This is a genomic window from Nostoc sp. (assembly GCF_036917095.1).
GTDB lineage: Bacteria > Cyanobacteriota > Cyanobacteriia > Cyanobacteriales > Nostocaceae > Nostoc.
The window spans coordinates 31,137-56,561 of the sequence record NZ_JBALFH010000001.1; the positions used below are offsets into that span (position 1 = coordinate 31,137).

At 41.3% G+C, this 25,425-nt stretch carries 21 protein-coding genes; 10 read left to right on the top strand and 11 right to left on the bottom strand.

Annotated features, from left to right (window positions below; translation table 11 throughout):
• The first annotated feature begins 93 nt into the window (after nucleotides 1–93).
• Both coaE and V7L01_RS00145 read left to right on the top strand, forming a co-directional pair.
• Nucleotides 94–690 carry a dephospho-CoA kinase gene (gene coaE / locus V7L01_RS00140; RefSeq protein WP_335030813.1) on the top strand — a complete coding sequence of 199 codons (597 nt, stop codon included), beginning with the start codon at nucleotides 94–96 and terminating at the stop codon, nucleotides 688–690.
• A 472-nt stretch (nucleotides 691–1,162) separates the two neighbouring features.
• A complete protein-coding gene (locus V7L01_RS00145; RefSeq protein ID WP_335030815.1) occupies nucleotides 1,163–1,432 on the top strand; it encodes a hypothetical protein in 270 nt (89 codons plus the stop codon).
• Between the two features lie 170 nt (nucleotides 1,433–1,602).
• Here V7L01_RS00145 and V7L01_RS00150 read toward each other — a convergent pair whose 3' ends face one another.
• Nucleotides 1,603–2,259: a pentapeptide repeat-containing protein gene (locus tag V7L01_RS00150; RefSeq protein ID WP_335030817.1), complete on the bottom strand. Its 657-nt coding sequence runs from the start codon at nucleotides 2,257–2,259 to the stop codon at nucleotides 1,603–1,605.
• A gap of 285 nt (nucleotides 2,260–2,544) precedes the next feature.
• Nucleotides 2,545–3,324, bottom strand: coding sequence for an ABC transporter permease (locus tag V7L01_RS00155; RefSeq protein ID WP_335030819.1), 780 nt, complete (start codon nucleotides 3,322–3,324; stop codon nucleotides 2,545–2,547).
• Here V7L01_RS00155 and V7L01_RS00160 point away from each other — a divergent pair.
• Nucleotides 3,317–3,439, top strand: coding sequence for a hypothetical protein (locus V7L01_RS00160; protein WP_335030821.1), 123 nt, complete (start codon nucleotides 3,317–3,319; stop codon nucleotides 3,437–3,439). The two genes, V7L01_RS00155 and V7L01_RS00160, sit on opposite strands and share 8 nt — an antisense overlap.
• 35 nt (nucleotides 3,440–3,474) lie before the next feature.
• Here V7L01_RS00160 and V7L01_RS00165 read toward each other — a convergent pair whose 3' ends face one another.
• Genes V7L01_RS00165 through fraC form a run of 3 tightly spaced genes read right to left on the bottom strand, consistent with a single transcriptional unit; the run spans nucleotide 3,475 to nucleotide 5,206 of the window.
• The gene (locus V7L01_RS00165) at nucleotides 3,475–3,609 is read right to left on the bottom strand and encodes a hypothetical protein (protein ID WP_335030822.1); all 135 of its coding nucleotides are present in this window, start codon (nucleotides 3,607–3,609) and stop codon (nucleotides 3,475–3,477) included.
• Nucleotides 3,584–4,591, bottom strand: a complete 1,008-nt coding sequence (gene fraD, locus V7L01_RS00170; RefSeq protein ID WP_335030824.1) for a septal junction protein FraD — start codon at nucleotides 4,589–4,591, stop codon at nucleotides 3,584–3,586. The genes V7L01_RS00165 and fraD overlap by 26 nt, the downstream gene beginning before the upstream one ends.
• 60 nt (nucleotides 4,592–4,651) lie before the next feature.
• Nucleotides 4,652–5,206: a filament integrity protein FraC gene (gene fraC, locus V7L01_RS00175; RefSeq protein ID WP_335030826.1), complete on the bottom strand. Its 555-nt coding sequence runs from the start codon at nucleotides 5,204–5,206 to the stop codon at nucleotides 4,652–4,654.
• 237 nt (nucleotides 5,207–5,443) lie between these two features.
• Between fraC and V7L01_RS00180 the strand changes: the two genes are divergently transcribed.
• Complete coding sequence (locus tag V7L01_RS00180) at nucleotides 5,444–6,580, top strand: cob(I)yrinic acid a,c-diamide adenosyltransferase (RefSeq protein ID WP_335030828.1); 1,137 nt, start codon at nucleotides 5,444–5,446, stop codon at nucleotides 6,578–6,580.
• Nucleotides 6,581–6,725: 145 nt separating this feature from the next.
• Here V7L01_RS00180 and V7L01_RS00185 read toward each other — a convergent pair whose 3' ends face one another.
• The 3 genes from V7L01_RS00185 to V7L01_RS00195 all read right to left on the bottom strand — a co-directional run bounded on the left by V7L01_RS00185 (nucleotide 6,726) and on the right by V7L01_RS00195 (nucleotide 13,207).
• The gene (locus V7L01_RS00185; RefSeq protein ID WP_335030830.1) at nucleotides 6,726–7,694 is read right to left on the bottom strand and encodes a PleD family two-component system response regulator; all 969 of its coding nucleotides are present in this window, start codon (nucleotides 7,692–7,694) and stop codon (nucleotides 6,726–6,728) included.
• On the bottom strand, nucleotides 7,691–11,872 hold the full coding sequence (locus tag V7L01_RS00190; protein WP_335030833.1) for a PAS domain-containing hybrid sensor histidine kinase/response regulator: 4,182 nt from the start codon (nucleotides 11,870–11,872) through the stop codon (nucleotides 7,691–7,693). The genes V7L01_RS00185 and V7L01_RS00190 overlap by 4 nt, the downstream gene beginning before the upstream one ends.
• A gap of 1,098 nt (nucleotides 11,873–12,970) precedes the next feature.
• Nucleotides 12,971–13,207, bottom strand: coding sequence for a hypothetical protein (locus V7L01_RS00195; protein WP_335030835.1), 237 nt, complete (start codon nucleotides 13,205–13,207; stop codon nucleotides 12,971–12,973).
• A gap of 587 nt (nucleotides 13,208–13,794) precedes the next feature.
• Between V7L01_RS00195 and V7L01_RS00200 the strand changes: the two genes are divergently transcribed.
• The gene (locus tag V7L01_RS00200) at nucleotides 13,795–14,805 is read left to right on the top strand and encodes a cyanophycin synthetase (RefSeq protein WP_335030865.1); all 1,011 of its coding nucleotides are present in this window, start codon (nucleotides 13,795–13,797) and stop codon (nucleotides 14,803–14,805) included.
• Between the two features lie 225 nt (nucleotides 14,806–15,030).
• Here V7L01_RS00200 and V7L01_RS00205 read toward each other — a convergent pair whose 3' ends face one another.
• Both V7L01_RS00205 and V7L01_RS00210 read right to left on the bottom strand, forming a co-directional pair.
• Nucleotides 15,031–15,381, bottom strand: coding sequence for a hypothetical protein (locus tag V7L01_RS00205; protein WP_335030837.1), 351 nt, complete (start codon nucleotides 15,379–15,381; stop codon nucleotides 15,031–15,033).
• A gap of 417 nt (nucleotides 15,382–15,798) precedes the next feature.
• Entirely contained in the window at nucleotides 15,799–16,326 is a 528-nt protein-coding gene (locus V7L01_RS00210) for a DNA topology modulation protein (protein WP_335030839.1), read from the bottom strand.
• 129 nt (nucleotides 16,327–16,455) lie between these two features.
• On the opposite strand from V7L01_RS00210, the gene gatB reads away from it, so the two are divergent.
• Nucleotides 16,456–17,931 carry an Asp-tRNA(Asn)/Glu-tRNA(Gln) amidotransferase subunit GatB gene (gene gatB / locus V7L01_RS00215; RefSeq protein ID WP_335030841.1) on the top strand — a complete coding sequence of 492 codons (1,476 nt, stop codon included), beginning with the start codon at nucleotides 16,456–16,458 and terminating at the stop codon, nucleotides 17,929–17,931.
• Nucleotides 17,932–18,650: 719 nt separating this feature from the next.
• The gene (gene argJ, locus V7L01_RS00220; RefSeq protein WP_335030843.1) at nucleotides 18,651–19,913 is read left to right on the top strand and encodes a bifunctional ornithine acetyltransferase/N-acetylglutamate synthase; all 1,263 of its coding nucleotides are present in this window, start codon (nucleotides 18,651–18,653) and stop codon (nucleotides 19,911–19,913) included.
• On the opposite strand, the gene V7L01_RS00225 is transcribed toward argJ, so the two are convergent.
• A complete protein-coding gene (locus V7L01_RS00225) occupies nucleotides 19,880–20,128 on the bottom strand; it encodes a hypothetical protein (protein WP_335030846.1) in 249 nt (82 codons plus the stop codon). The two genes, argJ and V7L01_RS00225, sit on opposite strands and share 34 nt — an antisense overlap.
• A 592-nt stretch (nucleotides 20,129–20,720) precedes the next feature.
• Between V7L01_RS00225 and V7L01_RS00230 the strand changes: the two genes are divergently transcribed.
• From V7L01_RS00230 to V7L01_RS00240, 3 genes are all read left to right on the top strand, one after another.
• Entirely contained in the window at nucleotides 20,721–22,103 is a 1,383-nt protein-coding gene (locus tag V7L01_RS00230) for a CmpA/NrtA family ABC transporter substrate-binding protein (protein WP_335030849.1), read from the top strand.
• Between the two features lie 100 nt (nucleotides 22,104–22,203).
• On the top strand, nucleotides 22,204–23,043 hold the full coding sequence (gene ntrB, locus V7L01_RS00235) for a nitrate ABC transporter permease (RefSeq protein ID WP_335030851.1): 840 nt from the start codon (nucleotides 22,204–22,206) through the stop codon (nucleotides 23,041–23,043).
• A gap of 236 nt (nucleotides 23,044–23,279) precedes the next feature.
• Nucleotides 23,280–25,280 carry an ABC transporter ATP-binding/substrate-binding protein gene (locus V7L01_RS00240; RefSeq protein WP_335030853.1) on the top strand — a complete coding sequence of 667 codons (2,001 nt, stop codon included), beginning with the start codon at nucleotides 23,280–23,282 and terminating at the stop codon, nucleotides 25,278–25,280.
• Nucleotides 25,281–25,425 lie beyond the last annotated feature (145 nt).

A 25,425-nucleotide genomic window follows, 5' to 3' on the forward strand; every position in this document is an offset into this window, starting at 1 on the left:
AGGGGGCAGGGGGAGAATAACAAATGACAAATGACAAATGACAAATGACAAATGACTAATGACAAATGACTAATGACAAATGACTAATGACTAATGACTAAACGCATAATCGGCTTAACTGGAGGTATTGCCACAGGCAAAACCACTGTCACCAATTATTTAGCTAGCGCTTATAATCTGCCAATTTTGGATGCAGATATTTATGCTAGAGAGGCAGTATCTTTAGGTTCGCCTATTCTGAGTGCGATCGCTCAACGTTACGGCGAACAAATTTTATTACCAGATGGTAGCCTCAACCGCCAAAAGCTAGGCGAAATTATCTTTAATCGTCAAGATGAACGCAACTGGATAGAGAATTTGATTCATCCTGATGTGCGCGATCGCTTCCTCAACGCAATTGCTCAGTCCTCCTCACAAACACTGGTGTTAGTGGTACCTCTATTATTTGAAGCTGGAATGACTGATTTGGTTACAGAAATCTGGGTAGTGTGTTGTTCCCAAGAGCAACAACTACAAAGATTGATACAACGAAACCATTTAAATAGAGAACAGGCACAAGCCAGGATCGACAGCCAACTATCTATAGAAGAAAAAGTGGCTCACGCAGATGTCGTTTTAGATAACTCGTCAACCCTAGAAATACTACTGAAACATGTAGATTTAGCTCTAAAAAGCATAATTACGCACTAGATCCTATTTATCTTAAAAAATATACATAGACGATATTCTCAAAACAGAAAATGTTTAAAAATTAATATTGTCTAGTTAACCCAAAAACACTTATATTTGACCCAATATTGCCCAATAATTCGGTGATTGTACAGTTGTAGCTGCTATTGTTATTACTGTAAATTTAAGTGAAGAGTAAACAAATACTGCTATCATCTTTGGTCTTGTATGAGATACTCAAGATTGAAAGTAATAAGTAATCAATAGTATTAGTAGCAGTAAATTTTTACCTTATCTATAGCCAGATTAATGAGATAAATGGTTTATTTCACCGAATATCCAATTGAGTAGTAATTAAACATTAATATATCAAAATTAAGTCTTAAACAACTGAGTTTTGAATTATTATTTCTATTTTTAAATTTTTTTAAATGCCTTATCTTCAATCATAGCAGGTATGAACATAAGTTTTAGTTTTTTTAATAAATTACCTTTGGTCAGCTCTCCAGCAAACGAATTAAAACAGAAACATAAAATACACGATTACAGCCAACAACTTTCGGGAAGCGACTACGTATTTGAGCGCCTCAATGAAGGAATGTTCGGGTATATGACAGGAGTAGGCAAAGGCATCAAAGCCAGCGATCGCATTATCTTACTCCAAGGTTATGAATCTTATCAATATCAAGTTGAAGAAATTGATTACTACTCCGATCCATCTGATATGTGGATAGCTTTACTCAAGCAAGTACTGGTTGATTGACATACTCCCACGCCTCCACTTGCGTTTTAAGCGTGGAATTCTGGAATTGCAGTAACGCATCAGTCTGACGAATATTCTTTAGCTTGAATCTGGGATAGTGCGTTATGAAAATTAGTCCTAACGCACCGAAAAAGTGAGAAGTCAGACTAAAACTGACTCCTGGCTCGTGACTAATAAATCACTATCTGAGGTTGCTCAATTGTGCCATCGGGCATGATTGTATCCCGAAACTTTGCATAAATCAGCTTTGTCTCCCAAAGGTTTGCCTTACTCAAGTTTGCCTTGGTTAAATTTGCCCATGTCAGGTCTGCACCAGTTAAGTTAGCCTCAGTCAAATTAGCTTCTAGTAATTTTGCTCCACATAGCTTTGCTCCTGCGAGATTTGCAAAACTTAAGTTAGCTTCAATCAGCGATGCTTCAATTAATTGGGCTTTACTTAGGTCTGCTTCTCTCAAATCTACATCACACAAAGAAGCACCCCACAGATTACTACCTGTGAATTTCACCCGCCATAAAAAAGTTCCGCACAAATTTGCTCCTGTTAAATCAGCATTAGTCAAATTAGCTTCACACAAAGATGCTTCATACAAAGATGCTTCGCGTAAGCTAGCTTGGATCAAATTTGCACCACTTAAATTAGCACGAGTGAGGACACAGCCACACAGATTTGCACCACGCAAATCCGCTCCTATGAAGTTAACACCACTTAAATCAATCCCTTTCAGGTCGATTCCACTCAAGTCACATCCACTGAAATCTCGGCGCTGAAAATATTGATTTGTGATTTGGCTTAATATAAATTCTTGCTTATCAGCATAATTTTTCATGGTATTCACCTCTGGGTGTAATTTATCTCAAAGGTCAAGTGTGGTAGTTACCGTATATTGAGAGTACACCCCAAATGGAGATAAGCTCACTAAAAAAATCAAAAATAAATTTCCAAAAAATCGCTAATTACCTGAAAATAGGCTTTTGAAGTGGTTTTAAAACAAAAAACGCTGACATAGGTCAAGAAATATTCATACAAAAAAAGTTGAGTGCTGAGTACGAGTAGGAAATCTCACTTTTTACTCACTCAGAACTCGCAAAAGAAGAACTGTTTTATCGAATGACTAAAATTCGCGTTGTGAAAAAATAAGAATAGCGATCGCTAACAACATGGCACTATAAAGTAAGCCATAGCCAGCATTTGTAATCAGTGCAGTTGTGTCAGGTAGTGCTTGTAGACCATAAACGGCATCATTTTTCAAATTTAATCGAGATAAATCTGGCAAGATAAGAAATAAACCTTGAGTTAGACGTTCCATACCTGGGTTGCGGCTAAGACGCCCAAGTTGTACTAAATCGTGAGTAATGTTTCCGATTAAATATACGGCAAAGGTTAAAATAGTCGCTAGCAGAGAAGCAGTAAAAACACCGAAGGTAATAGCCACAGCGGTGATTAATGATAACTGCAAAAATAAGAAAATTGCAGCAATTAAAATGCTCGTTGTTGGATGAGGGATGTTACCAAATTGCAGAAATACCAGATAAATTACTGTCATCGCGGCGACAAGTACAGCTAGTACTGCGGATAAACCCAAGTATTTGCCGACGATAATTTCGCTACGGCTGACAGGTTTAGCAATTAACATCAAGATAGTGCGTTTTTCAATTTCTTTATTAACCAGTCCCGTACCAACAAATATCGTAATAATTAACCCGATGGCATTCATCGCCGCCATCCCAAAGTCTAAAAACATTTTGTCTTCAGTCGAAGCTGCAAATTCAGGAAGGACGCGAAAGCCAGTGGCGAGTATTAGCGCATAAAAACCAATAATATATAGGATGCGATCGCGTACCACTTCCTGAAACACATTCTTTGCCAATACAAAAATTCTGTTAATGGTCATTGGTCATTGGTCATTGGTCATTGGTCATTGGTCATTGGTCATTAGTCATTGGTCATTGGTCATTAGTCATTGGTCATTAGTCATTGGTCATTGGTCATTAGTCATTGGTCATTGATCATTAGTCATTGGTCATTGATCATTGGTCATTGGTCAAGAATTATTATTCTCCCTCTGCCTCCCCTGCTCCCCTGCTCCCTCTGCTCCCTCTGCCTCCTCTGCCTCCTCTGCTTCCCCTGCTCCTCCTTCTCCCCCCGCTCCCTCACTGCTGCGGAGGTGGCGAGCCATAAATAAATTTACTGACGCGATCGCATTCAATTTCTGCAACTGTAATCTTACTCCCAGAATTGTCGGTTGCTGCAACTGGTTCAATCCGACAAGATTTTTTCAAGTAATAGCCCCGTGGGTTAGAACTCGGGCCTATCCAAATACTTAACAAATCTAATATATATCCAGATTTAGTATTAGCTACACGCGGTTCAACGCGCCATAAATCTTTCTCTTCATATTTACCCAAGTTCTTTTGAATTACTCCCCTACCCAGAGTTCCTACCTGCTGTTTTGCATCTAGCAACCATTTCTCTACTTCCGACCAAGGTGTTTGGGCTATTTGTTCTACTACTATTGGTTGAAGTTTCTCTAGAATTATAACGCCATTTCTGGGGATTTTTACTCGTTCTTCTGTTCTCACAACAAAGGTGCTACTTTTAAAAGTATCTGTCTGCAAACTGGGATATTGGCGTAACCAATTATCCATCACAAAGTAAAACTGAATCCAACAACTTAGCAGCATACTACTAGCAACTAAGATTATGATTCTTTGGCGGTCTTGTGGCTTAGGAATTCGAGCTTTAGCGTCGGTGTCATTTCCTTCAATAAATTCTGGTATCGCCGTAATTAGTGCTGAAATTGTCGGCCAAAAAACTATTGTTCTTGGTGTAATTACATCATCTTGATTTCCAAATGCAAAAACACTCACTAAAAATCCAGTGATTACTGCCCCAACTGGCATAAAAGTACCAGGAACCCTCAAAGGATCTTCAGTTGTATACCAGGATGTGCCGGCAATTAAAAATAACCAACCGAAAAAGGCAATAATATCTTTGATATAACCTGTAGCACAATATGAAATTACCCAAGAGAAAACACTCAAATAAATAAATGTCTGCCAGGAATAAGCTTTGGGGGGAACTAATACCTTTCTAATTCCCGCATAAAGCCCTTCAGCAAATTTAAAAACTCCAAATACATCTTTAAGTAGCGTGTTCATCTTTCTTCCTCCACCCGATTAATTAATCAATAGTCTTCCTTTGAATCAAGTAAATTCTTGCTACTTTGAACGAAATAGTAAAATAATTGTTATCGCAGTATAACTCAGAGAATTCGCTATTAATGTAGTAACCACTAAATTGCTACTCTGGAATCTAATACCGCTAAAACTACGCCGCGAGCTTCGCCGTTGAAATGTTTGTGTTTGAATTTCATCTTCATCATCTGTTTTAGCAACTGGTTCGCTCAATGATACTAGTAATACTCTTAAAATTAAAAACTTCATCAAAAAAGTAGCAAAGAAAATTATACACGCAGTTAAAATAATTACAGTTTGGGTATTTGCTGATTTAAAATTATTAAAAAACATATAGTTAATTAATTCTGCTTTCACATCTATCGGCAACATTGGTTCTGATACAAAAAATATGAACCAACCAATTACACTAGAAAACAGATTGATAGAAATGGCATAAAAAATGCTAGTTTTTTTGTCAAATTTTAGTCGATTGTGCAAAACATATGCTTCTATGGGGATGGCAATCAGTACAAATAAAAAGTCAAACAGAATTCCACCAATGGGAAAAATTCTGGGAAGCATCCAATTTTCAGGCATAAATGGTCAAGGGTAAGGGTTAACTGTAGAGAGTATAACTGGGATAGTGAGGGTGATGGGGGAAATTATCCCATTGTTTTTGTCCTTTACTATGCTGGTGTGCCACTATTACTCTATTGATATTGCTAATACATCAAGCTGACCCTTGTACGGACGCCCTGGAGGGGCAGTTTCTCTACCTGAGAGTACAAGACGTTAGGTAAGATTAAAGACTGCCACGTTATAGCTTTTCGAGAGATGATAAGGAACGGTATTGGTATTCGGACGGCGCAAGTGCGCCCAGAACGGCTCATTGGTCAAATTCACGTCTACGATGGTGTAGGTAAAGGTAAGTCCCAAGCGGCTTTGGGGGTGGTTTTGCGCTCCATTGGCTTGGGGATAAATACGCCTAGCAATTCTAACCGGGTTTTATTGCTGCGGTTTTTAAAGGGCCCGGAACGTGATTATGACGAAGATGGCGCGATCGCAGCTTTGCAACGCGGTTTTCCCCATTTAATTGACCAGGTTCGCACTGGGAGAGCCGAATTTTTTGGACATGAGGAAATTACCATCTTTGACCGAAATGAAGCAGGACGGGGTTGGGATGTAGCCAAAGGGGCGATCGCCAGCGGTTTATATTCAGTTGTCGTCTTGGATGAAATTAACCCCGTTCTGGATTTGGGTTTGCTACCAGTAGATGAAGTGGTGCAGACATTAAAATCCAAACCCCAAGAGTTGGAAATCATTGCTACCGGACGCGCCGCACCGCAAAAGTTGTTGGATATTGCAGATTTGCACTCAGAAATGAAACCTCATCACCACCCAACAGCCAAAGCTCTCTTCCTGGAAGGGATTGAAATTTATACTGGTGCTGGAAAAGGGAAGTCTACTAGTGCTTTAGGCAAAGCCTTACAGGCAATTGGTAGGGGAATCAATCATCCAGGGTCTACCCGTGTGTTGATTATGCAGTGGCTTAAAGGTGGTAGTGGCTACACAGAAGATGCTGCGATCGCTGCTTTACAGCAGTCATATCCAGAAGTGGTGGATCATCAGCGCTGCGGTGGAGATGCGATCGTCTGGCGAAATTCTCGGCAAGAATTAGATTATGTAGAAGCCGAACGGGGTTGGGAAATCGCGAAAGTTGCGATCGCCTCTGGACTGTATAAAACTATTATTCTCGACGAACTCAATCCCACCGTTGACTTAGAATTACTCCCCGTTGAACCCATTGTCCAAGCTTTACTTCGCAAACCCCGCGACACCGAAATTATTATCACTGGCCGCTGCCAAAATCCACCAGCATACTTCGACTTGGCTAGCGTCCACTCAGAGGTTTACTGCCACAAACACTATGCAAATCAAGGTGTAGAACTTAAACGAGGGGTAGATTTTTAAAATAGTCATTGGTCATTAGTCATTAGTCATTAGCTATGGACTTTTGATACTAATGATTGTGATAGATGAAAGACTAAATGCGATTAACAGTCACTCTTGCATAATCCAAAATCTAAAATCTAAAATCCAAAATTTAGCTGGCGTACTAGCGGGAATTTTTGCTTTTGGGTTGTAGAATATTTTGCACAAAGCGATCGCGTCCTGCTGCCTTTGCTTCATACAACGCCCGATCCGCAGCAGCAATCATTTCTTCCAAATCAGAATCTGGCTGAGGAATTTCTGTCGCAAACCCGACACTAATGGTTACATGAGAACTAACTTGGGAATTTTTATGAGGAATTGCTAGCGTTCGGACAGCATGGCAAATTTTGTCGGCAACACAACTCGCCCCCTCGGTGTCTGTATTAGGTAAAATCACAGCAAATTCTTCCCCACCATAACGGGCAACTAGGTCTCCGGGACGTTTAATAATATCTTTGATGGCTTTAGCAATTTCTTGAAGACAGCGATCGCCTACCCGATGACCATAGGTATCATTATATAATTTGAAGAAATCAACATCGCAAAGAATCAGGGAGAGAGACTGTTGATCCCGTTTCATCCGCTGCCACTCTTGGTTAAAATACTCTTCAAATCGTCGGCGGTTAGCTACTTGAGTTAATCCATCGATAGTAACTAATCGCTGCAATTCCCCATTAACTGCTTCCAGTTTTTGCTGTAACTGAGATTGCTGAATCAAGCGTTTTACCCGTTGTCGCAAAACTGGCCAGTGAATTGGTTTGGTAACATAATCCATTGCCCCCACTTCAAATGCACGGTCAACTGACTCTTGATCCTCAAGCCCTGTAATCATTAAAACTGGAGTGTGCTTGCTACAATTTGAAGGCTGTAACTGAGTGCAACACTCGAATCCATCCATATCCGGCATTATGGCATCAAGGAGTACTATATCAGGGTGCAGTTGGTTGAAAACTTTTATTGCTTCTATACCATTTTCAGCTTCTGCTATTTGATACCCTTCCCGCTCCAAGAAATGTCGCAATATCAGGCGGATAAAAGGTTCATCATCAACAATTAGAACTAAAGATTCACTTTCTTGAGCATTGGCTTTCATGGTACTTCCTTCACAAGTTCTTTTTGTAACGCTGTTTCAACTTGTTCGTATTCCTCATATAGTTGTGAAACCAATTCTAGGTCGTTTTCTAATTTACTGCTCTGTCCCTGTGCTTCTAACTCCTTGCAAAGCTGCGCCAAGGCGATCGCTCCAATAGAGGCACTGCTGGACTTGAGTTGATGGGCTTTCTTCCATAAAGTCTGAGTATCATGAGTTGTGATAGCTGTGCTAATATCTTGCACGAGTCTCCGTGTCTCTGTAAGATAACACTCAATCAGTTGAGTAAATAGCACACGATCTCCTCTAACCATATCCCGTAAGGATTGGAGAATTTTGGCATCAATTTTGGCGGTTTTTAATGTCTGGTTTTGCCCTGACTGTAAAATATAGGAATTTTGCAATTCTGGGGACATCACTTTACCTTGCATTACTGTAGAAGTGAATTCAGAACTTCTTAGGGGTGGACATTTGCTGAGTGCCTCAGCTAGCTCTTGCAGCTGAATGGGTTTGCTAATGTAGTCATCCATACCAGCAGCAAGACAGACTTCGCGATCGCCCCGCATGGCATTGGCAGTTATGGCGATGATATGGGGACGAAAACCCACTTCCCATTCTTGACAGATTTTCTGAGTCGCTTCTAACCCATCCATTTCAGGCATATGGACATCCATCAACACTAGGTCATAGGGCTGTTTTTGCAAAGCCTTGAGCACTTCTAGCCCATTGGTTACGACATCTGCCCCATAACCCATTTTCTCTAGCATCAGTAAAACAACTTTCTGATTGACAACCGTGTCCTCTGCCAGAAGAATCCGCAGTGGCAGACGATGAGCCAAATGCCGATCGATCGAAGGAAAATGAGAAATACTGGCTTGGATCGGCTGATTACCCAAAACCCGGTTAATAACATCGTAGAGTTGAGACTGTTTGATAGGTTTGCTCAAAGAGGCAGCAAATTGGACATCATTAAAGTCAGAGGAAGTTTCTACTTTACCCAAAGAAGTCACGATCGCCAAAGGCAGATTTTGACAACCAGCTTGCTTGCGGATTTGACGAGCTAGGGTTATGCCATCCATTTCTGGCATCTGCATATCTAAAATAGCAATATCAAACTGCCTTCCCTTAGCAAGTTCAGCTAAAGCTTCTTTACCAGATTTGGCAGCATAAGTTTCCATTTTCCAAGACTCTGCTTGTAAGCTGAGAATTTGGCGATTGGTGAGATTATCATCCACAATCAACAGTCGCTTGGACGCAAACTGCTGTGGCGAACTGCTTAATTCAGCTTGTTCTCCCACAGCAGCCACTTTGGTAGTAATGGTGAAGTAGAATGTTGAACCTTGGGAAGAGTCAGGAGATGAGAATAGTTTTCCATTTTCCCATCTAGGGCTAGGATTGCCACCGACAAACCCCTGGCTTTCCACCCAAAGGGTGCCGCCCATCATCTTAGTTAACCGCTTGCTGATTGCCAGTCCCAGCCCTGTGCCGCCATATTGTCGAGTCATAGAGACATCAGCTTGAGTGAAGGGTAGAAATAATCGCTCTATTTTCTCTGGTGCAATGCCAATACCTGTATCTTTGATGGCAAATTGAATTTCGTAGCGAAATTGGTCTTTTCCACCAGGTATCGGGGACTGGGAAGAAGTTTCTCGATCGAAATTCTCATTACTCCTTATGCTCAATCCCCGATTCCCAATCCCAAGTTCCACACAGAGTACCACTTCTCCCTTTTCAGTAAACTTAATGGCATTGTTGAGGAGGTTCATCAAGACTTGGCGCAGACGAGTCAAATCACCGACGATGTGAGTGGGAACTTGCGGGCGGATCAGGTAAGCTAGTTCGATATCCTTTTGGGCAGCTTTAGGAGCTAAAAGGGAAATAGCCTGCTCCACACAAGCTGCCAAATCAAAAGGCTGTTCTTCTAATTCCAGCTTGCCCGACTCAATTTTGGAGAAATCTAGAATATCGTTGATGATGGTGAGCAAAGCATCTCCGCTACTGCGAACTGTTTCCACAAAGTCTTGCTGTTGAGGCGTGAGGTCAGTATCCAGCAGTAGATCGGTCATGCCAATCACAGCATTCATTGGAGTCCGAATTTCGTGGCTCATCATTGCCAAAAATTCACTTTTTGCTCGATTTGCGGCTTCCGCCTGACGTTTTGCCCGCTCCAAGGCAAAGTTTTTTAAGGTAAGTTCTTCACGTTGGCGCGTTTCTTGTTCCAGTAACTGAGCCTGTGCTAAAGCAATACCCAGTTGAGCCGCCACAGCTTCTAGTAATTCGATTTCGTCTTGTGTCCATTGGCGAAAATAGCTGCACTGATGTAAGCCGATCGCACCATTGGGTTCTCCTTGATAGGAGGTGCGGATTGACAGCATAGACTTCAGCCCAATTTCTCGACAGATAGGTTCAGCCGTCTGGAGTAAAGGATCGATGTACACATCTGGAGAAGCGATCGCTATTTCTTGTGCCATCATCTTCTCGGCATGAGGATTATTGGTTATAGAAACTTCCAATTTCAACATGGAGCAATAACCAGGCAATGTATTATACTCTGCTACTAAAGGAATTCGGGGTGTGGGGTCGCTAATGTAAGAATGGATTAGACAACGTTCCACTCCAAATGCTTGTCCAATTTGGGTAGCAGCCGTCTCAAAGATTTTTTTGGTATCAAGACTTTGACGAATTTCCTGAGTAATTTGTTCGAGTAGTAGGGTGCGATGCAATTGCCGTTGCAGTGCAACTTTTGCTCGTTTGTTTTCGGTAATGTCGTGATTGACGCCAACAGTGGCAACAGTTTTCCCCTGTTCATCCTGTAAAGAGACTATGGTTGTTTCGCAAATTCCCTCACTGCCGTCTTTGCGAATAAAGTGGATTTCCCCCGACCAGCGTCCTTCCTGATTGATTCTTTCCAAAATTTTGCTGCTTAATGTTGCGGCTATTTCCGGCTGATGCAAAATACTGGGATGTTTAGCTAAAACCTCTGCTTTAGTATAGCCAAACATGCTTTCGGCAGCAGGATTCCAGTCAATAATATTTCCGGTTAAATCTGTGATAATTACGCCATCATGCATGTTTTCAAAGGTGAGGGCTTGCCGACGCAGACTGGCTTCGGCTTGTTTGCGTCGGCGAAGCTCATCATAGACATCGTTAATATCTGTCAGAATTCCAATAAAGTGGCTTAACTTGCCATTTTCGTCATGGATAGGAGAAATACTCAATTCATTCCACAACAAGGTATCATCTTTGCGATCGTTGCGGAGAATAACTTTGCAACTTGTTCCAGCTTGAATAGATGACCACAATTCATTGAGTACTGGTTGCTGGGTATCTGTGCGTTGCAAAAATCGACAGTTTTGCCCAATCACATCAGTAGCACTGTAGCCTGTTATTTGCTCAAAGGCAGCGTTGACGTAAATGACCGGATTATAGGGGAGTCTGGCATCAGCAATAATAATTCCATTACTAGTAGCAGCAAGTGCCCTCTCCCTCAGTCTCAAGGTTTCTTCAACTAACTTCAAATCAGTTATATCAAACATAAAACCCCTCAATATAGTAGGGGTTCCTGCTTGCTGAACTACACTTACAACGTCTCGCAGCCAAACAACTCGCCCGTCGGCTGCTAACATCCGGTATTCCAATTCGGAATTCTCGCACCTAGTAGTTGCTTCTTGGCAAAAACGAACAGACTTTTCTCGATCGTGTGGATGTAGATGATTAACCCAAAAATTTTCCTCGTACCACTCTGCGATCGGATAATTTAATAAGTCTACTGCTTGCGGCCCAACGTAAATAAATCGCCAAGTCTTCAAGTCTAATTCCCAAGGGATGACTTTCACAGTTTCCAGCAACTGTCGCAAATGATTTTCGCTGGTGCGAAGGGCAATTTCTAGCTGTTTCTGTTCTAAAATCCTGTGAGTTAACTCCTGATTTATTGCTATTATCTGTTGGTTAGTTGCTTTCATCGCCAGGGCAAAATAAATTAATAATGTCAGCGTGACAACAACCAATAACCCTGTAATCAATACTATTTGTGTTAATAAGCCCGGAATTTGGATTAAGAGTCTCTGCCAGAGTAGGACTACAGAGATTAAGAAGAAAATCCCTAGCAATGGCGCTAGTAATTCTTGTTTGCGGAAAAATTTCACAGATTTGAACCAGTTATTTCGGTGCTGTTTGACCACTTATTAACCCTCCAGCACTTTCAGGGCTTATTGCGCTAACTTTTACTTTTAAGTAATTTAAAATATCAATAGCAAGGGGGCAATTACGGAATTTATTTTGAATTAAAATATTTATATATAATATTCGTAGAAAAACTTAATAACTTCTGGTTCTAGTTACCGTTTTTCTGATAACAGCAAATTGTCTGTACTAGTATACTGCGGCGGAAGTTTGTCTATCTTTAACCAGTTGCTCAGAGCAACTTGTCTGTTAGTTGAGATGATAGGTGGGTTTATGCCGTGCTAGACCTGGTTGCTCTACGAAACGTACTCCCGATGGCGTAGGCGATCGCTAATGTGCCATTAAGGGACTTCCAACAAATAAATTATCCAATCTTGTGGGGTGGACATCTTGTCTGCCCAAGGCTTGGGGCTATCGTGTCGCCCACCCCACAAAAAGTAGTTGAGTATTTTTTTATTTGGAGTTCCCTAAAACGAATAAACAGACGCGCAAAGGCTTACTGTTTGTTGAATTATCAAGGATGGGTCGGAAACTCGGATATGAAAAGGTACAATACAAAGGTTGATATGCTTGTTGGCAACATCCAGAATTTTTAAGTGAAGCGCGAATTGCAATCTGGAGTGTAAGCTATGTCTCCAACAGGCTGTGACGCTACCGCTACGCTATGGGTGACTCATTTTTAATTCTTTTATCATGCCCTAACTTTCCCACAAGTGCGTAGACACTCAAAGCAGGCTTCCTATACTTCCATTCTAAGCAAGCTACGCCCGCGATCGCAAAAAAAGTGTAGTGGGGATTAAGAGCAAGGGTTAAAGGGATTGAATTTTCCTTTTCCCCTTAACCCAACCCTTCTCTTATCACCACAAGAGTGCAAAAGTCCCTTTTGCAACAGACACCCACGAACAGAGTGAGCATAATTCAGAACAAAAATCTGGCGTTGCATAGTTGCGAGATGATTTAGCAACTTCCAATATTCTTCCCCTGCTTGCCTCAATTCATCCCACTGTTCTGCAACGCCAAAAATTTCCTTCCCTGTTCCCTGTCACTTGTATGCTGTTTCCTATTTTCAAGATAGGTTTATTGCCTATACTTGTACTTTAAATTACAGCTTCTTCGCGCTGACAATCAAAAACAACCATGTAGGAAGCATTTGGTATTTCCTGGGGAAGGTGGCGCATATAGCCATCGGCATCAGAACGGCTGCGGAAGCGAGCAACAATCTCGCGTTGGGTATTAGGAAGTAGGCGAGCGATCGCCCAAGAATTGAGGCGTTCTTTATAGGCTATAGCCTGATTGTCTGATTTAGAAGCTTTGTTATCCGTATTTTCTGGCATAATTATGTTACCCGTATTAAGTTTCATGAAGGGCGTTAATTAGTTTCTAGGTAGGAATGCACTAACGCTATTTTTTAATGCTGCTGCCACCTTGTTATTCGATTATTTATAAATTGTCAACACTTAGCGCTATATTTTAGACCAACTAAGTTGAAATCTTCGGGTGGCTATGAATCTCAAAGCCTTAATTAGCAATTGTTTCCAAGACACAAGAATGCTCAACCAGAAAGTTTGGCAATTATTGGGTTTGCATGATTTGTATGCATACACATAAGTAAAGTCCGTATCAGTGTTAAAATAAAAATTCATGTCTGAAAAAATACTATTAAAAGGTCAATATAAAATGAACAATAACCTGCATAAGATTAATGGGCGCGAACACACTCTTAATTTCCTATAAGTGCGAGCAGTAAAGCTATGTTGGGGATATTTACCTTTTTTTATAGTTAGTTTAGAATACTTAAAAAATGTTTCTTATTAAGGTTTTCACTTGAGTTGTATGGATAATTTATAGTGGAATTTTTAATTTATAATATGTTAACTAATTGCTATAAAATAGTTAAACTATTCCTCATATATTTATGGTAATGCAAACACCGTTCGTAACATCAATAATTCAAAAAGTAGCTGAGGAAATAGGAGCAGTAGTTTTAGTAGATCCAGAATGCAACTTTGTGGGACTGATTACGTTTAAAAACGGCAATAAAACCTTTTTTCGTACTACCAGGTTTAGTATTAATTCTTTTGCTTCAGCCGCAATAGCTAAAGACAAAGGGGTTTCGAGCTTTTTTCTGAATAAATTTGGCTATAAGGTTACTGAAGGAAAAACATTTTTTAGTGAAGAATTATGCGAAGAAATAGCTAACCCCAGGAATATAGATGCAGGATTCTATTATGCTAAAGAGTTGGGATTTCCCGTAATTGTCAAGCCGATTAATCTCAGTCAAGGAATATTTGTGACAAAGGTTCACAACAAGCAAGAATACTATCAAGCAGCTAAGAAAATTTTACAAAAGACCACAGGATTTATTGTTGAGCGATTCTATAGTGGCAATGACTATAGAATTGTAGTACTTGATGATGAAGTAGTTTCGGCATATCAAAGAATTCCCTTATTTATAATAGGAGATGGCCAATCTAATGTTTTGGAACTTATGCAACAGAAACAGGAAAGTTTTATCAAAAATGGGAGAAAAGAAATTATAGATTTTGAAGATTACAGAATCAAAAAAAACTTGCGAAGACGGAAACTAACTTTTAATAGTGTTATACCCAAGAATAATATAGTCTATCTTTTAGACAATGCAAATTTATCAACTGGAGGCGAGGCAATAGACTTCACTGAAAATATTCATCCTGATTTTCAAAAATTAGCAGTAAGTATTGCAAAAGATATGGAATTGAGATTAGCAGGTGTGGATATTCTGACTAGTGATATAACGTTACCAATGGTAGATTATACGATTATTGAAGTAAATGGCGCTCCTAGTTTAACTCACTATGCATCATTTGGTAAAGTTCAAACGAAAAGAGTAGAAAATTTATATCTCAAAATTCTCAAAGCACTTGAAAACGAGAATCACAGAGAAAAACATTGATTTTGACTGGAGGCGGAGCAGGAATTGCTCCGCTCTAGCTATTCAGGGCTATTTCGTTCTAGACATAAACCGCCCGGAACTTTAGTTCTGGGCTAATAGCCCAACTCCACGCTTAGTGGACTAAAAGCCTTTATTAGTCGTCTTGAGACGAATGAGTGCTATTAGCCTCAGAATAAATTCTGAGGCGGGCTAGATGAGAATGAAATAGCCCTGCTAGCTATTTCTTCACCAGTCCTTATCTAGTAAGGATTCAAACTCAGCTTGTAAGGCAGTTATATCCGCCAATCTTGCGACTAGTAAATTATCCTTACCAGCATCAGTTAAACGTACTTTCCAATAACGAATACTGTCTGAGTTGTTCAACCAAAACTGAATCACGGTATCTACCACTTGATCTAGATTCCAATCCCACTTTGCTGGAACTGATTCCACTGATTCTAGAAAGGTGTCTAGGGTACATGTATGCATTCCCAGGTATTCCACGCCTTGGTGAGGTGGTTTTTGCCCATTTTGCTGTTGATGATTAAAAAACTGTAAAAGTGGAGATACTCCGACAATATCAAAAGTGTATTTCATGCTAGCACTCCCAGTTTTAAATTACTTGCAGTAAATCTTGAGTATTTTCTAATATACTATCTGACAAGTAACGAAAGCATCTAGAAAAAGTATAGTTTTGGTCTATATCATAGGCATTAAATTTCAGTCATAAATTAGCACTAACAAGCTTTGAGTGCTAATATTTTTGATAGTTTGATTTATTGTTAAAGAGTTCTAGGGATGGATTAAGGGGTGTATATAGCAATGCTATCTGATTTGTGAAAAATAATTTTTTATAACGAACCGCAGAGGCGCAGAGAACGCAGAGAGAATAAGAGGGGTTTTCACGAATGATTTAGGATTGCTATATATTTTTAAGAATTATTCAATTAATTTACTTACGGATTGTAAAGGCTTGCTCTAAAAAAGAGGAAATTAGAGTAATTTAAATAAAAATTAATTGGGTAAATGTGAATGGTGGTAAATATTTTGTAAAAACTCTTTAACTTCTGTTGGTTTAGTGAGAATAAAAACTTGCTGATTTGGTGTTAATTGACTAAGTTTTTTGATAATTTCAGGACGACGATTAATTGGGTATGACCATATATATTTGAGAAATTCCCAATTTAATCTTTCAGGGCAATCTGATGCTATATCAGGTCTGGATTGTCCAGCATACATGAAGCGACGTTTAATGATTCGCGACAAACACAAAATCCGGGGAAAATCCAAAAAAATTACCGTATCTGCAACCGACAAACGAACGTCGAGAGTACCGCTATAGTTACCATCCATAATCCAAGATTCTCGTAGGGTTAGGTCTTGGACTATGCTCTGCCATTCAGCTTTTGGAGTCTCAACCCAGCCAGGATTCCAATACCAAGCATCCAAGTGAATGACTTCTAAGCCTAAGATGGTTCCCAGTTCGCGGGCTAGGGTAGATTTACCAGCACCCCCAGAACCAATAATTAAGATTTTCTTCACCTTATATTTGCATCTCCCTTTTCAAGCTCATGAGGGTAAGCATTGCTCACCCAAATAACCGTCTTCAGGGCAAGTCAATACGCCGCTACAATAGTACCCTAAGAAGGATTATGCCGAAATAGTGATATTATGACGACTGCTACAACTGTAAAAACTGAGTATGAAGCGATTATTGGTCTAGAAACCCATTGTCAGCTGAGTACCAATACCAAGATTTTCTCTAATAGCTCTACAGCATTCGGTGCTGACCCAAATACTAACATTGACCCTGTTTGTATGGGTTTACCTGGGGTCTTACCTGTACTCAACGAAAAAGTATTAGAATACGCCGTCAAGGCTGGTTTGGCACTAAATTGTCAAATCGCTAGATATAGCAAATTTGACCGTAAACAGTATTTTTATCCTGACTTACCCAAAAATTACCAAATTTCTCAATACGATCTACCGATCGCAGAACATGGTTGGTTAGAAATTGAGTTGGTAGATGCTGACGGGAATCCTAGTCGCAAACGCATTGGTATCACGCGTCTGCACATGGAGGAAGATGCTGGAAAATTGGTACATGCCGGCAGCGATCGCCTCTCCGGTTCTTCCTATTCTTTGGTAGACTACAATCGTGCAGGTATCCCGTTAGTAGAAATTGTCTCGGAACCTGACCTGCGTTCTGGATTAGAAGCTGCTGAATATGCCGAAGAGTTGCGCCGGATTGTGCGGTATCTCGGCGTGAGTGACGGCAATATGCAAGAAGGATCTCTGCGTTGCGATGTCAACATTTCTGTGCGTCCAGTGGGACGAGAGGAATTTGGCACCAAGGTAGAAATTAAAAACATGAACTCGTTCAGCGCCATCCAACGCGCGATTGACTACGAAATTGAGCGCCAAATTGCCGCAATCGAAGCAGGCGATCGCATTATCCAAGAAACTCGGCTGTGGGAAGAAGGCGCTCAACGCACAAGTAGTATGCGGGTGAAAGAAGGTTCTAGCGATTACCGCTACTTCCCCGAACCAGATTTAGCACCAATTGAGGTGACAAATGAACAATTAGAGCACTGGCGCAGCGAATTACCAGAATTACCAGCCCAAAAACGCCATCATTATGAAAGTGAATTGGGGCTTTCGGCTTACGATGCGCGAGTGTTGACAGAAGATCGTTCAATAGCGGAATATTTTGAAACTGCGATCGCATCTGGAGCAAATCCCAAAGCTGCTGCAAACTGGATTACTCAAGATATCGCAGCCCACCTCAATAAGCAAAAACTTAGTATTAGTGAAATCGCCCTAACTCCCACCAATCTAGCTGATATCATCACTCGCATTGAAACGGGCAAAATTAGCAATGCTCAAGCTAAAGAAAAGTTGCCAGATTTGCTCAGTGGTATTTCTCCTGAAAAAGCCTTTGCAGGTCAAGAGTTGATCGCCGATCCTAGTGTACTGGAACCCATCGTTGATGAAGTCATAGCTGCCAATCCCAAAGAACTAGAAAAGTATCGCAACGGTAACACCAACCTCAAAGGCTTTTTTGTTGGACAAGTTTTGAAAAAGACAGGCAAACGTGCCGATCCGAAGCTGACTAACGAATTGGTGGAGAAAAAACTGAACGCCTAGTGACTTCCAAATAAAAAAATATCCCATCGCTTTTAGGGCAGGGAGCAGGGGCAAGAAAAGTGGTTTTGATTCCAAAAATTTGGATAATTTCTTTTTTGGAGTTCCCCTAGCAGGGGAGGTAGAGGTAGGGGGCAAGGCAGAAGAGTTTTCCCCTCTACCTCTTTTCAATGCCCAATTTTCAATTTCCAAGTAAGTATTTCCCCGGTTATTCTTCACAAAATCTTCATACAAAAACTGGTGACAGCCCGCATACCTAAAATGATATGCTGTGGTAAGTAGATGCACCCTGATGATCTGGAGAGCTGCCTAAGTAGCTCTCTTTTTTATTTTCCTTTTGTGGTATTTACGGTTAATCTCATAATATTATTAAAAATAATCTCAATAGATAAGTATTAACCCTGAGAAGAGAAATGAGAGAGTGCAGTGAGTAGATGCACCTTGGCAATCTAGAGAGCAACCTAAGTAGCTCTCCTTTTTTGCTTTTATCTTTCTTATGACGAAACATAAAAACAATTATGCCAATTGCCAACTGGTGCATTATTATTGCCATCAGCAAATAAACTCACAATAAAAGAGAGTGCAAAGTAGAGTGGGGGAAAACAAATAACTCCTAACTCCTAACTCAGCACTCAGTACTGGCTCAAGCATAGCTATCCGCTAACAGCACTTTTCCAAAGCACAAATTGACCTATCCAACCTGATAGTTGTAAGGAAGAATAATGGCAGATTGGCAAAAAATTACAGGTGGCATCACAGCACCAAGGGGATATCAGGCGGCGGGAATTACCGCAGGGTTGAAACCTTCGGGGTTGCCAGATTTAGCTTTAATATTCTCAGAGGTGGAAGCGATCGCAGCTGGTGTGTTCACCACCAGTCAAGTTAAAGCTGCCTGCGTAGAATATTGTCGCCAACGATTGCAAGCTAAACAGAGCGCTCGTGCCATCCTCTGCAACGCCGGACAAGCAAATGCTGCTACAGGGACTCAAGGCTACCTTGATACCTTAGAATCTGCTTTGGCAGTAGGTCAAGCATTAAACATCCCATCTGAATCTGTGTTATTGGCTTCCACTGGTGTGATTGGTCAAAGAATTAAGATGGATGCTTTGCGAAGCGGGATTCCCAAGGTAGTAGCAGCACTATCAGAAACAGGTTCAGATGCCGCCGCCGGGGCGATTATCACTACAGACTTGGTAACAAAATCCATTGCCCTAGAGACAACTATAAGCGATGCCTCCGGCGGGCTGCGCCAACGCCCGGTACGAATTGGTGGTATTGCCAAGGGTTCCGGTATGATTCACCCCAACATGGCAACCATGCTGGCATTTGTTACTTGTGATGCTGTGGTTTCGCCTCACCTGTGGCAGCAGATGTTAGCAAGAGCAGCTGATAGAAGCTTTAATTCCATTACTGTGGATGGTGATACCAGTACCAACGACAGCTTAATTGCTTTGGCAAACGGTCAATCTCGCACCCCAGCAATTATAGAATGGGGTGCAGAAGCAGAGAAATTAGAGGCGATGTTAACAGCAGTTTGCCAGCATTTAGCCAAAGCGATGGCTCGTGATGGTGAAGGCGCAACCTGTTTAATTGAAGTGGAAGTGACTGGCGCTCATGATGAACTCTTAGCCCGACAAATAGCCAAAACCATCGCTGGTTCATCCTTAGTTAAATCTGCAATCTTTGGACGCGATCCGAATTGGGGACGGATCGCCGCCGCTGCTGGACGTGCAGGTGTGCCCTTTGAGCAAGAAAATCTGCAAATTAAGCTAGGGGATTTCTTAATGTTGGAAAACGGGCAACCTCTGCAATTTGACCGTGCAGCGGCGAGTGCTTATTTGAAAAAAGCAGCCGCAGGTGCTTATCTGCAACAGGATACAGTGTTAATCTCAGTTAACGTTGGCAATGGTCATGGTGTGGGTAAAGCTTGGGGTTGTGATTTGAGTTATGACTACGTGAGGATTAACGCCGAATACACTACATGAACTACCCCAATTATTTGCCTTGTAGAGACGCGATTCATCGCGTCTTTAGCCAAGGATGTTTTGCAAGATCCAAGGTCTTTGTGAAACGTGTTCCGGTTACAAACATCGAATTTGACAACCTGTTCTCCACCAGAAACCTTTATAACCTTCCGACTTACTGTAATTACGGCTTTGGTTCCACTGGTTTTGGAGTCTTCCGGGAACTCGTGACCCATATCAAGACAACCAACTGGGTATTGTCGGGGGCAATTGCTACTTTCCCACTAATGTACCATTATCGAATTATTCCGTTCTCTGGGCGGCGGGTGGATGTCGATATGGAACGTCTAAAAGATTATGTTCTGAACATAATAGTTATCATAAATAAAAACTTATATATGTCAAATTCCTACTAAAAATAAGTTACAAAAGAAGTGAAAACAGTAAATCATCAAGTAAACATAATAGTCTTCATAAATAAAAGTTTATATATTAGAAAATCTTCCTATAGTTAAGGAAGATAGATAAGTTTTTCTTTATGCATCCAATTTAATATTTGTTTAATAAATCCAGACTCCGAGTTAAAAAATCAGCTTCAAAGGCTGTAAACTGATTTCAACAAGGTGAATGATACCTCTGCATCACACAAGAAAAGCAGAGCTAATAAATTAGCCGAGTTTTTATATCGGTAGCTATTTCATTGATGAAATGGCTGCGATCGCTTTGTCAAATCTAGCTTGATTAATAATTAATAGTGCAATAAACATAACGTTTTTTGCCTAAATTGTCATAGCTATAAAAATAGAATTTACGTTTTCAGGAGATATTATGACAGAATTTTTTAATCAAATTTCCCGTCGCAAATTCATCTTCACAGCCGGAGTATCTGCGAGTGCTGTATTGCTCAAAGGCTGTTTGGGTAATCCTCCTGAAAACCTGACTGGTGGAAGCACTCAAGCACAGCCAACTGCTCAAACGGTTGCTAATATTAGCCCCGAACAAACACCAGAAACTACTACAGTCAAGTTAGGATATATTCCCATTGTAGAAGCGGCTCCTTTAATTATTGCTAAGGAAAAGGGATTTTTTGCAAAGTATGGGATGAGTAATGTTGACCTTTCCAAACAAGCTTCTTGGGGTGCAGCCAGAGATAACGTAGAAATTGGTTCTGCCGGTGGTGGTATAGATGGCGGTCAATGGCAGATGCCAATGCCACATTTAATTTCAGAAGGTTTAATTACCAAAGGCAATCAAAAAATTCCCATGTATGTATTATGTCAATTAATTACGCATGGAAATGGAATTGCGATCGCAAACAAGCACCAAGGCAAAGGTATTAGCTTACAACTCGCCAGCGCTAAGTCTTTGTTTAAAGAATTAAAATCCTCAACACCCTTCACAGCTGCATTTACCTTTCCCCATGTCAACCAAGATTTGTGGATTCGCTACTGGTTAGCAGCAGGCGGCTTAGATCCAGATGCAGATGTGAAATTGCTCACAGTACCAGCAGCGCAAACTGTAGCCAACATGAAAACAGGAACAATGGATGCCTTTAGTACAGGCGACCCCTGGCCTTATCGCCTGGTGCAAGACAAAATTGGCTACGTAGCAGCATTAACCGCAGAAATTTGGAAAAATCATCCTGAAGAATACCTGGCGATGAGAGGCGACTGGGTTGATAAAAATCCCAAGGCTACCAAAGCAATTTTAAAAGGAATTATGGAAGCCCAACAGTGGTTAGATAATTTTGATAATCGCAAAGAAGCCGCTAAAATTCTCGCTGGACGGAATTATTTCAATCTTCCTTCACCGGAAATTCTAGCCGATCCATACCAAGGTAAGTATGACATGGGTGATGGTCGCAAAATTGATGATAAATCAATGGCTGCTTACTACTGGAAAGATGAAAAAGGTAATGTTTCTTATCCCTATAAGAGTCATGATTTATGGTTCATCACTGAAAACGTTCGTTGGGGATTTTTACCAAAAGATTACATTGCCAATAATGCTGCCAAAGCTAAGGAACTTATTAACAGAGTTAACCGCGAAGATATTTGGAAAGAAGCTGCTAAAGAAGCTGGAATTAATGCTGCTGATATTCCTACAAATACATCCCGTGGTGTAGAACAGTTTTTTGATGGCATCAAATTTGACCCCGAAAAACCAGAAGAATATTTGAAGAGTCTCAAAATCAAAAAGGTCAGTATTTAGAAACGCGATTAACCTCTTGTAGAGACGCGATGAATCGCGTCTAGAGATATCGATTATTTACAAACGACAAATAACAAATAAAATCTGAGGAACACAAATCATGACAATAGCCCAAAAACGCCCTGCAAGCCCTAGATTGAATAATAGCTTTATATCCAGCCTGAAAAAGCAATTTCCTGACCTGATACCACCAACGATCGCTATCTCAATCTTCCTCGTTCTCTGGCAACTCTTCGCTTGGATTCCCGGCGCCACATTACCAGGGCCAATACAAGTTATCCAAGACACTTGGGTTTTGATTTTCTGGCCATTTTATGACCGAGGTGGCATTGATAAAGGTCTATTTTGGCAGATTCTCGCGAGTCTACAACGAGTCGCCATTAGTTATACCCTAGCTGCGATCGTTGGTATTGGTTTAGGCATTTTGATTGGGGTTAATAAAACCATGTCCAAAGCTCTAGACCCCATTTTCCAACTACTGCGGACTGTACCGCCTCTAGCTTGGGTTCCGATTTCTTTAGCAGCTTTACGACAAAACGAACCCGCAGCCTTATTCGTAATTTTCATCACCGCCATTTGGCCCATCTTAATTAACACTGCTGTCGGCGTTACCCAAATTCCCCAAGATTACAACAACGTCGCCAAAGTTCTGCAACTTAGCCGCAAAGAATATTTCACTAATATTTTGATTCCGGCGGCATTACCCTACATCTTTACCGGCTTGAGAATTGCGATCGGTTTAGCTTGGTTAGCGATTATCGCCGCCGAAATCGTCATGTCCGGTATTGTCGGAATCGGCTTCTTTATCTGGGATGCCTATCAAAATAACAACGTCAGCGAAGTTATTTTAGCTCTAATTTACATCGGCATTGTTGGTTTGGTGCTAGATAAAATGATGGGTTGGCTTCAAAACAAGATTTTACCAGCAGAACAAAAATAGTCATTGGTCATTGGTCATTTGTAGAAAGCTAAGGACTAGGGACTGTTTTCAAACTCGGAGATCCCCCCTAACCCCCCTTAAAAAGGGGGGGAAAGAAATTCTAAAAGCCCCCCTTTTTAAGGGGAGTTGGGGGGATCTTCAAAGACTAGGGTGCTTAAAGAGAGGTTTGAAAACACAACCTAATGACCACTTACCAAGGACAAATAACAAACAAGAAATAACAAAGGACAAATAAGATGTTCGTAGCTGTCGATCAAATTGAAAAAGTTTTTGAATTAACTGGTGGTGGCAAATATATCGCCTTAAAAGGAATCGATCTCCAAATTAAAAAAGGAGAATTTGTTTCTTTAATTGGTCACTCTGGTTGCGGCAAATCCACCTTATTAAATATGATTGCGGGTTTGGATTTGCCAACTGAAGGTCTTGTCACTCTCGAAGGACAAAGAATCACCAAACCCGGCCCGGACAGGATGGTGGTGTTCCAAAATTATTCGCTATTACCTTGGCGGACGGTAAGAGAAAATATTGCCCTCGCTGTGGACTCAGTAATGAAAGGTTCACCCGCAGCCGAACGCAACGCCATTATCGAAAAACATATAAATATGGTGGGTTTGCGTCCCCACGCTGATAAACAACCGGGAATGTTATCAGGTGGACAAAAGCAGCGAGTTGCGATCGCCCGCGCCTTAGCGATTCGTCCCAAATTACTGCTGCTAGATGAACCCTTTGGTGCATTAGATGCACTCACACGCGGCAATTTGCAAGAACAACTGATGCAAATCTGCGAAGAAAATCAAGTTACCGCCGTGATGGTGACACATGATGTGGATGAAGCGGTGCTATTATCTGACAGAATTGTGATGCTAACCAACGGCCCCGAATCTAAAATTGGTGACATTTTAGAAGTGGATATTCCCAGACCCCGCAAGCGGATGGAAGTGGTAGAACATCCCAGCTACTACAGCTTGCGGAGTGAGATGATTTACTTCCTCAATCAGCAGAAACGCATCAAGAAAATTCGGGCGCGGAAAACTGCCGACATTGCCCGTCATGGATTGGAAAAAGTTAACTTAGAAATTGGCTTTTTACCTCTGACAGCTTGCGCCCCCTTAGCAGTTGCTAAAGAAAAAGGCTTCTTTCTCAAACATGGTTTAGATGAAGTTAACCTCGTGCGGGAGAGTAGCTGGCGGGGTATAGAAGATGGCATAAGTGGTGGTTACTTAGATGCGGCTCAAATGCCTTCAGGAATGCCAATGTGGTTAACTTTGGGAGGACATAATAACCAAGCTCTGCCCGTTGTCACCGCCCTTACCATGACTCGCAACGGTAATGCCATCACCTTGGCAAAACGCTTTTACGACCAAGGCGTGCAAACCTTATCAGACTTTAGAAATCACCTGATTCTTACCCACGAACAAAGGCACACAATGGGGGTAGTGCATCCTGCTTCTATGCACAACTTGCTGCTGCGTTACTGGCTAGCTGCTGGTGGAATTGACCCCGATAGCGATGTGGACATGAAGACCATTCCCCCAGCGCAGATGGTAGCCGACTTAAAAGCCGGAAGCATTGATGGGTACTGCGTCGGCGAACCTTGGAACTACCGCGCGGCTGTGGAAAATGTCGGTTTTACCATCGCTACTGACTTAGAAGTTTGGCTGGGACACCCCGGTAAAGTTCTTGGTGTGCGGGAAGATTGGGCAGAAAATTATCCAAATACGCACATTGCTTTAACTAAAGCTTTGTTAGAAGCTTGCCAGTATTGTGCAAATCCCGAAAATACCCAAGAAATTCGCCAAATTTTAGCAGGGCGAGAGTACGTCAGCACTGATTTAGAATACATTCAACTCGAAGATCCAGATAATCTCACCTGTGACTTAGACCATCCGTTGCAAGACTATGCCCATCACCAGTTTTATTCTGAGTCTGCCATTAACCGCCCCAGCCGCACCGAACAAATTTGGATTATGAGTCAATTGGCGCGTTGGGGTGACACTCCCTTCCCCAGAAATTGGGTAGAAGTTGTGGAACGGGTGTGTCGAGTGCGAGTTTTTAGCACCGCCGCACGTGAATTAGGTTTGGATATTAGCTATATTCGCCAACCGATCAAACTGTTCGATGGTACTCCCTTTAACGCCGACGATCCGATCGCTTATCTCAACAGCTTGAAAATTAAACGTGATTTTTCAGTCGCGGAAGTTGTTCTTGATGCACCGAGAAGAAGACTCGCGTCATAAAAAAAATGGTGACAGAAAGAGGAAGTGGGAGAAATAACACATCACCCGCAAGTCTTTGAACTCTGTTAACGAGGCTTTGAACTGGATGAATCCACCTTTTATCTCCGTCAACGAGTGTTTGAACTCCATTAAGGATCTAACTTTT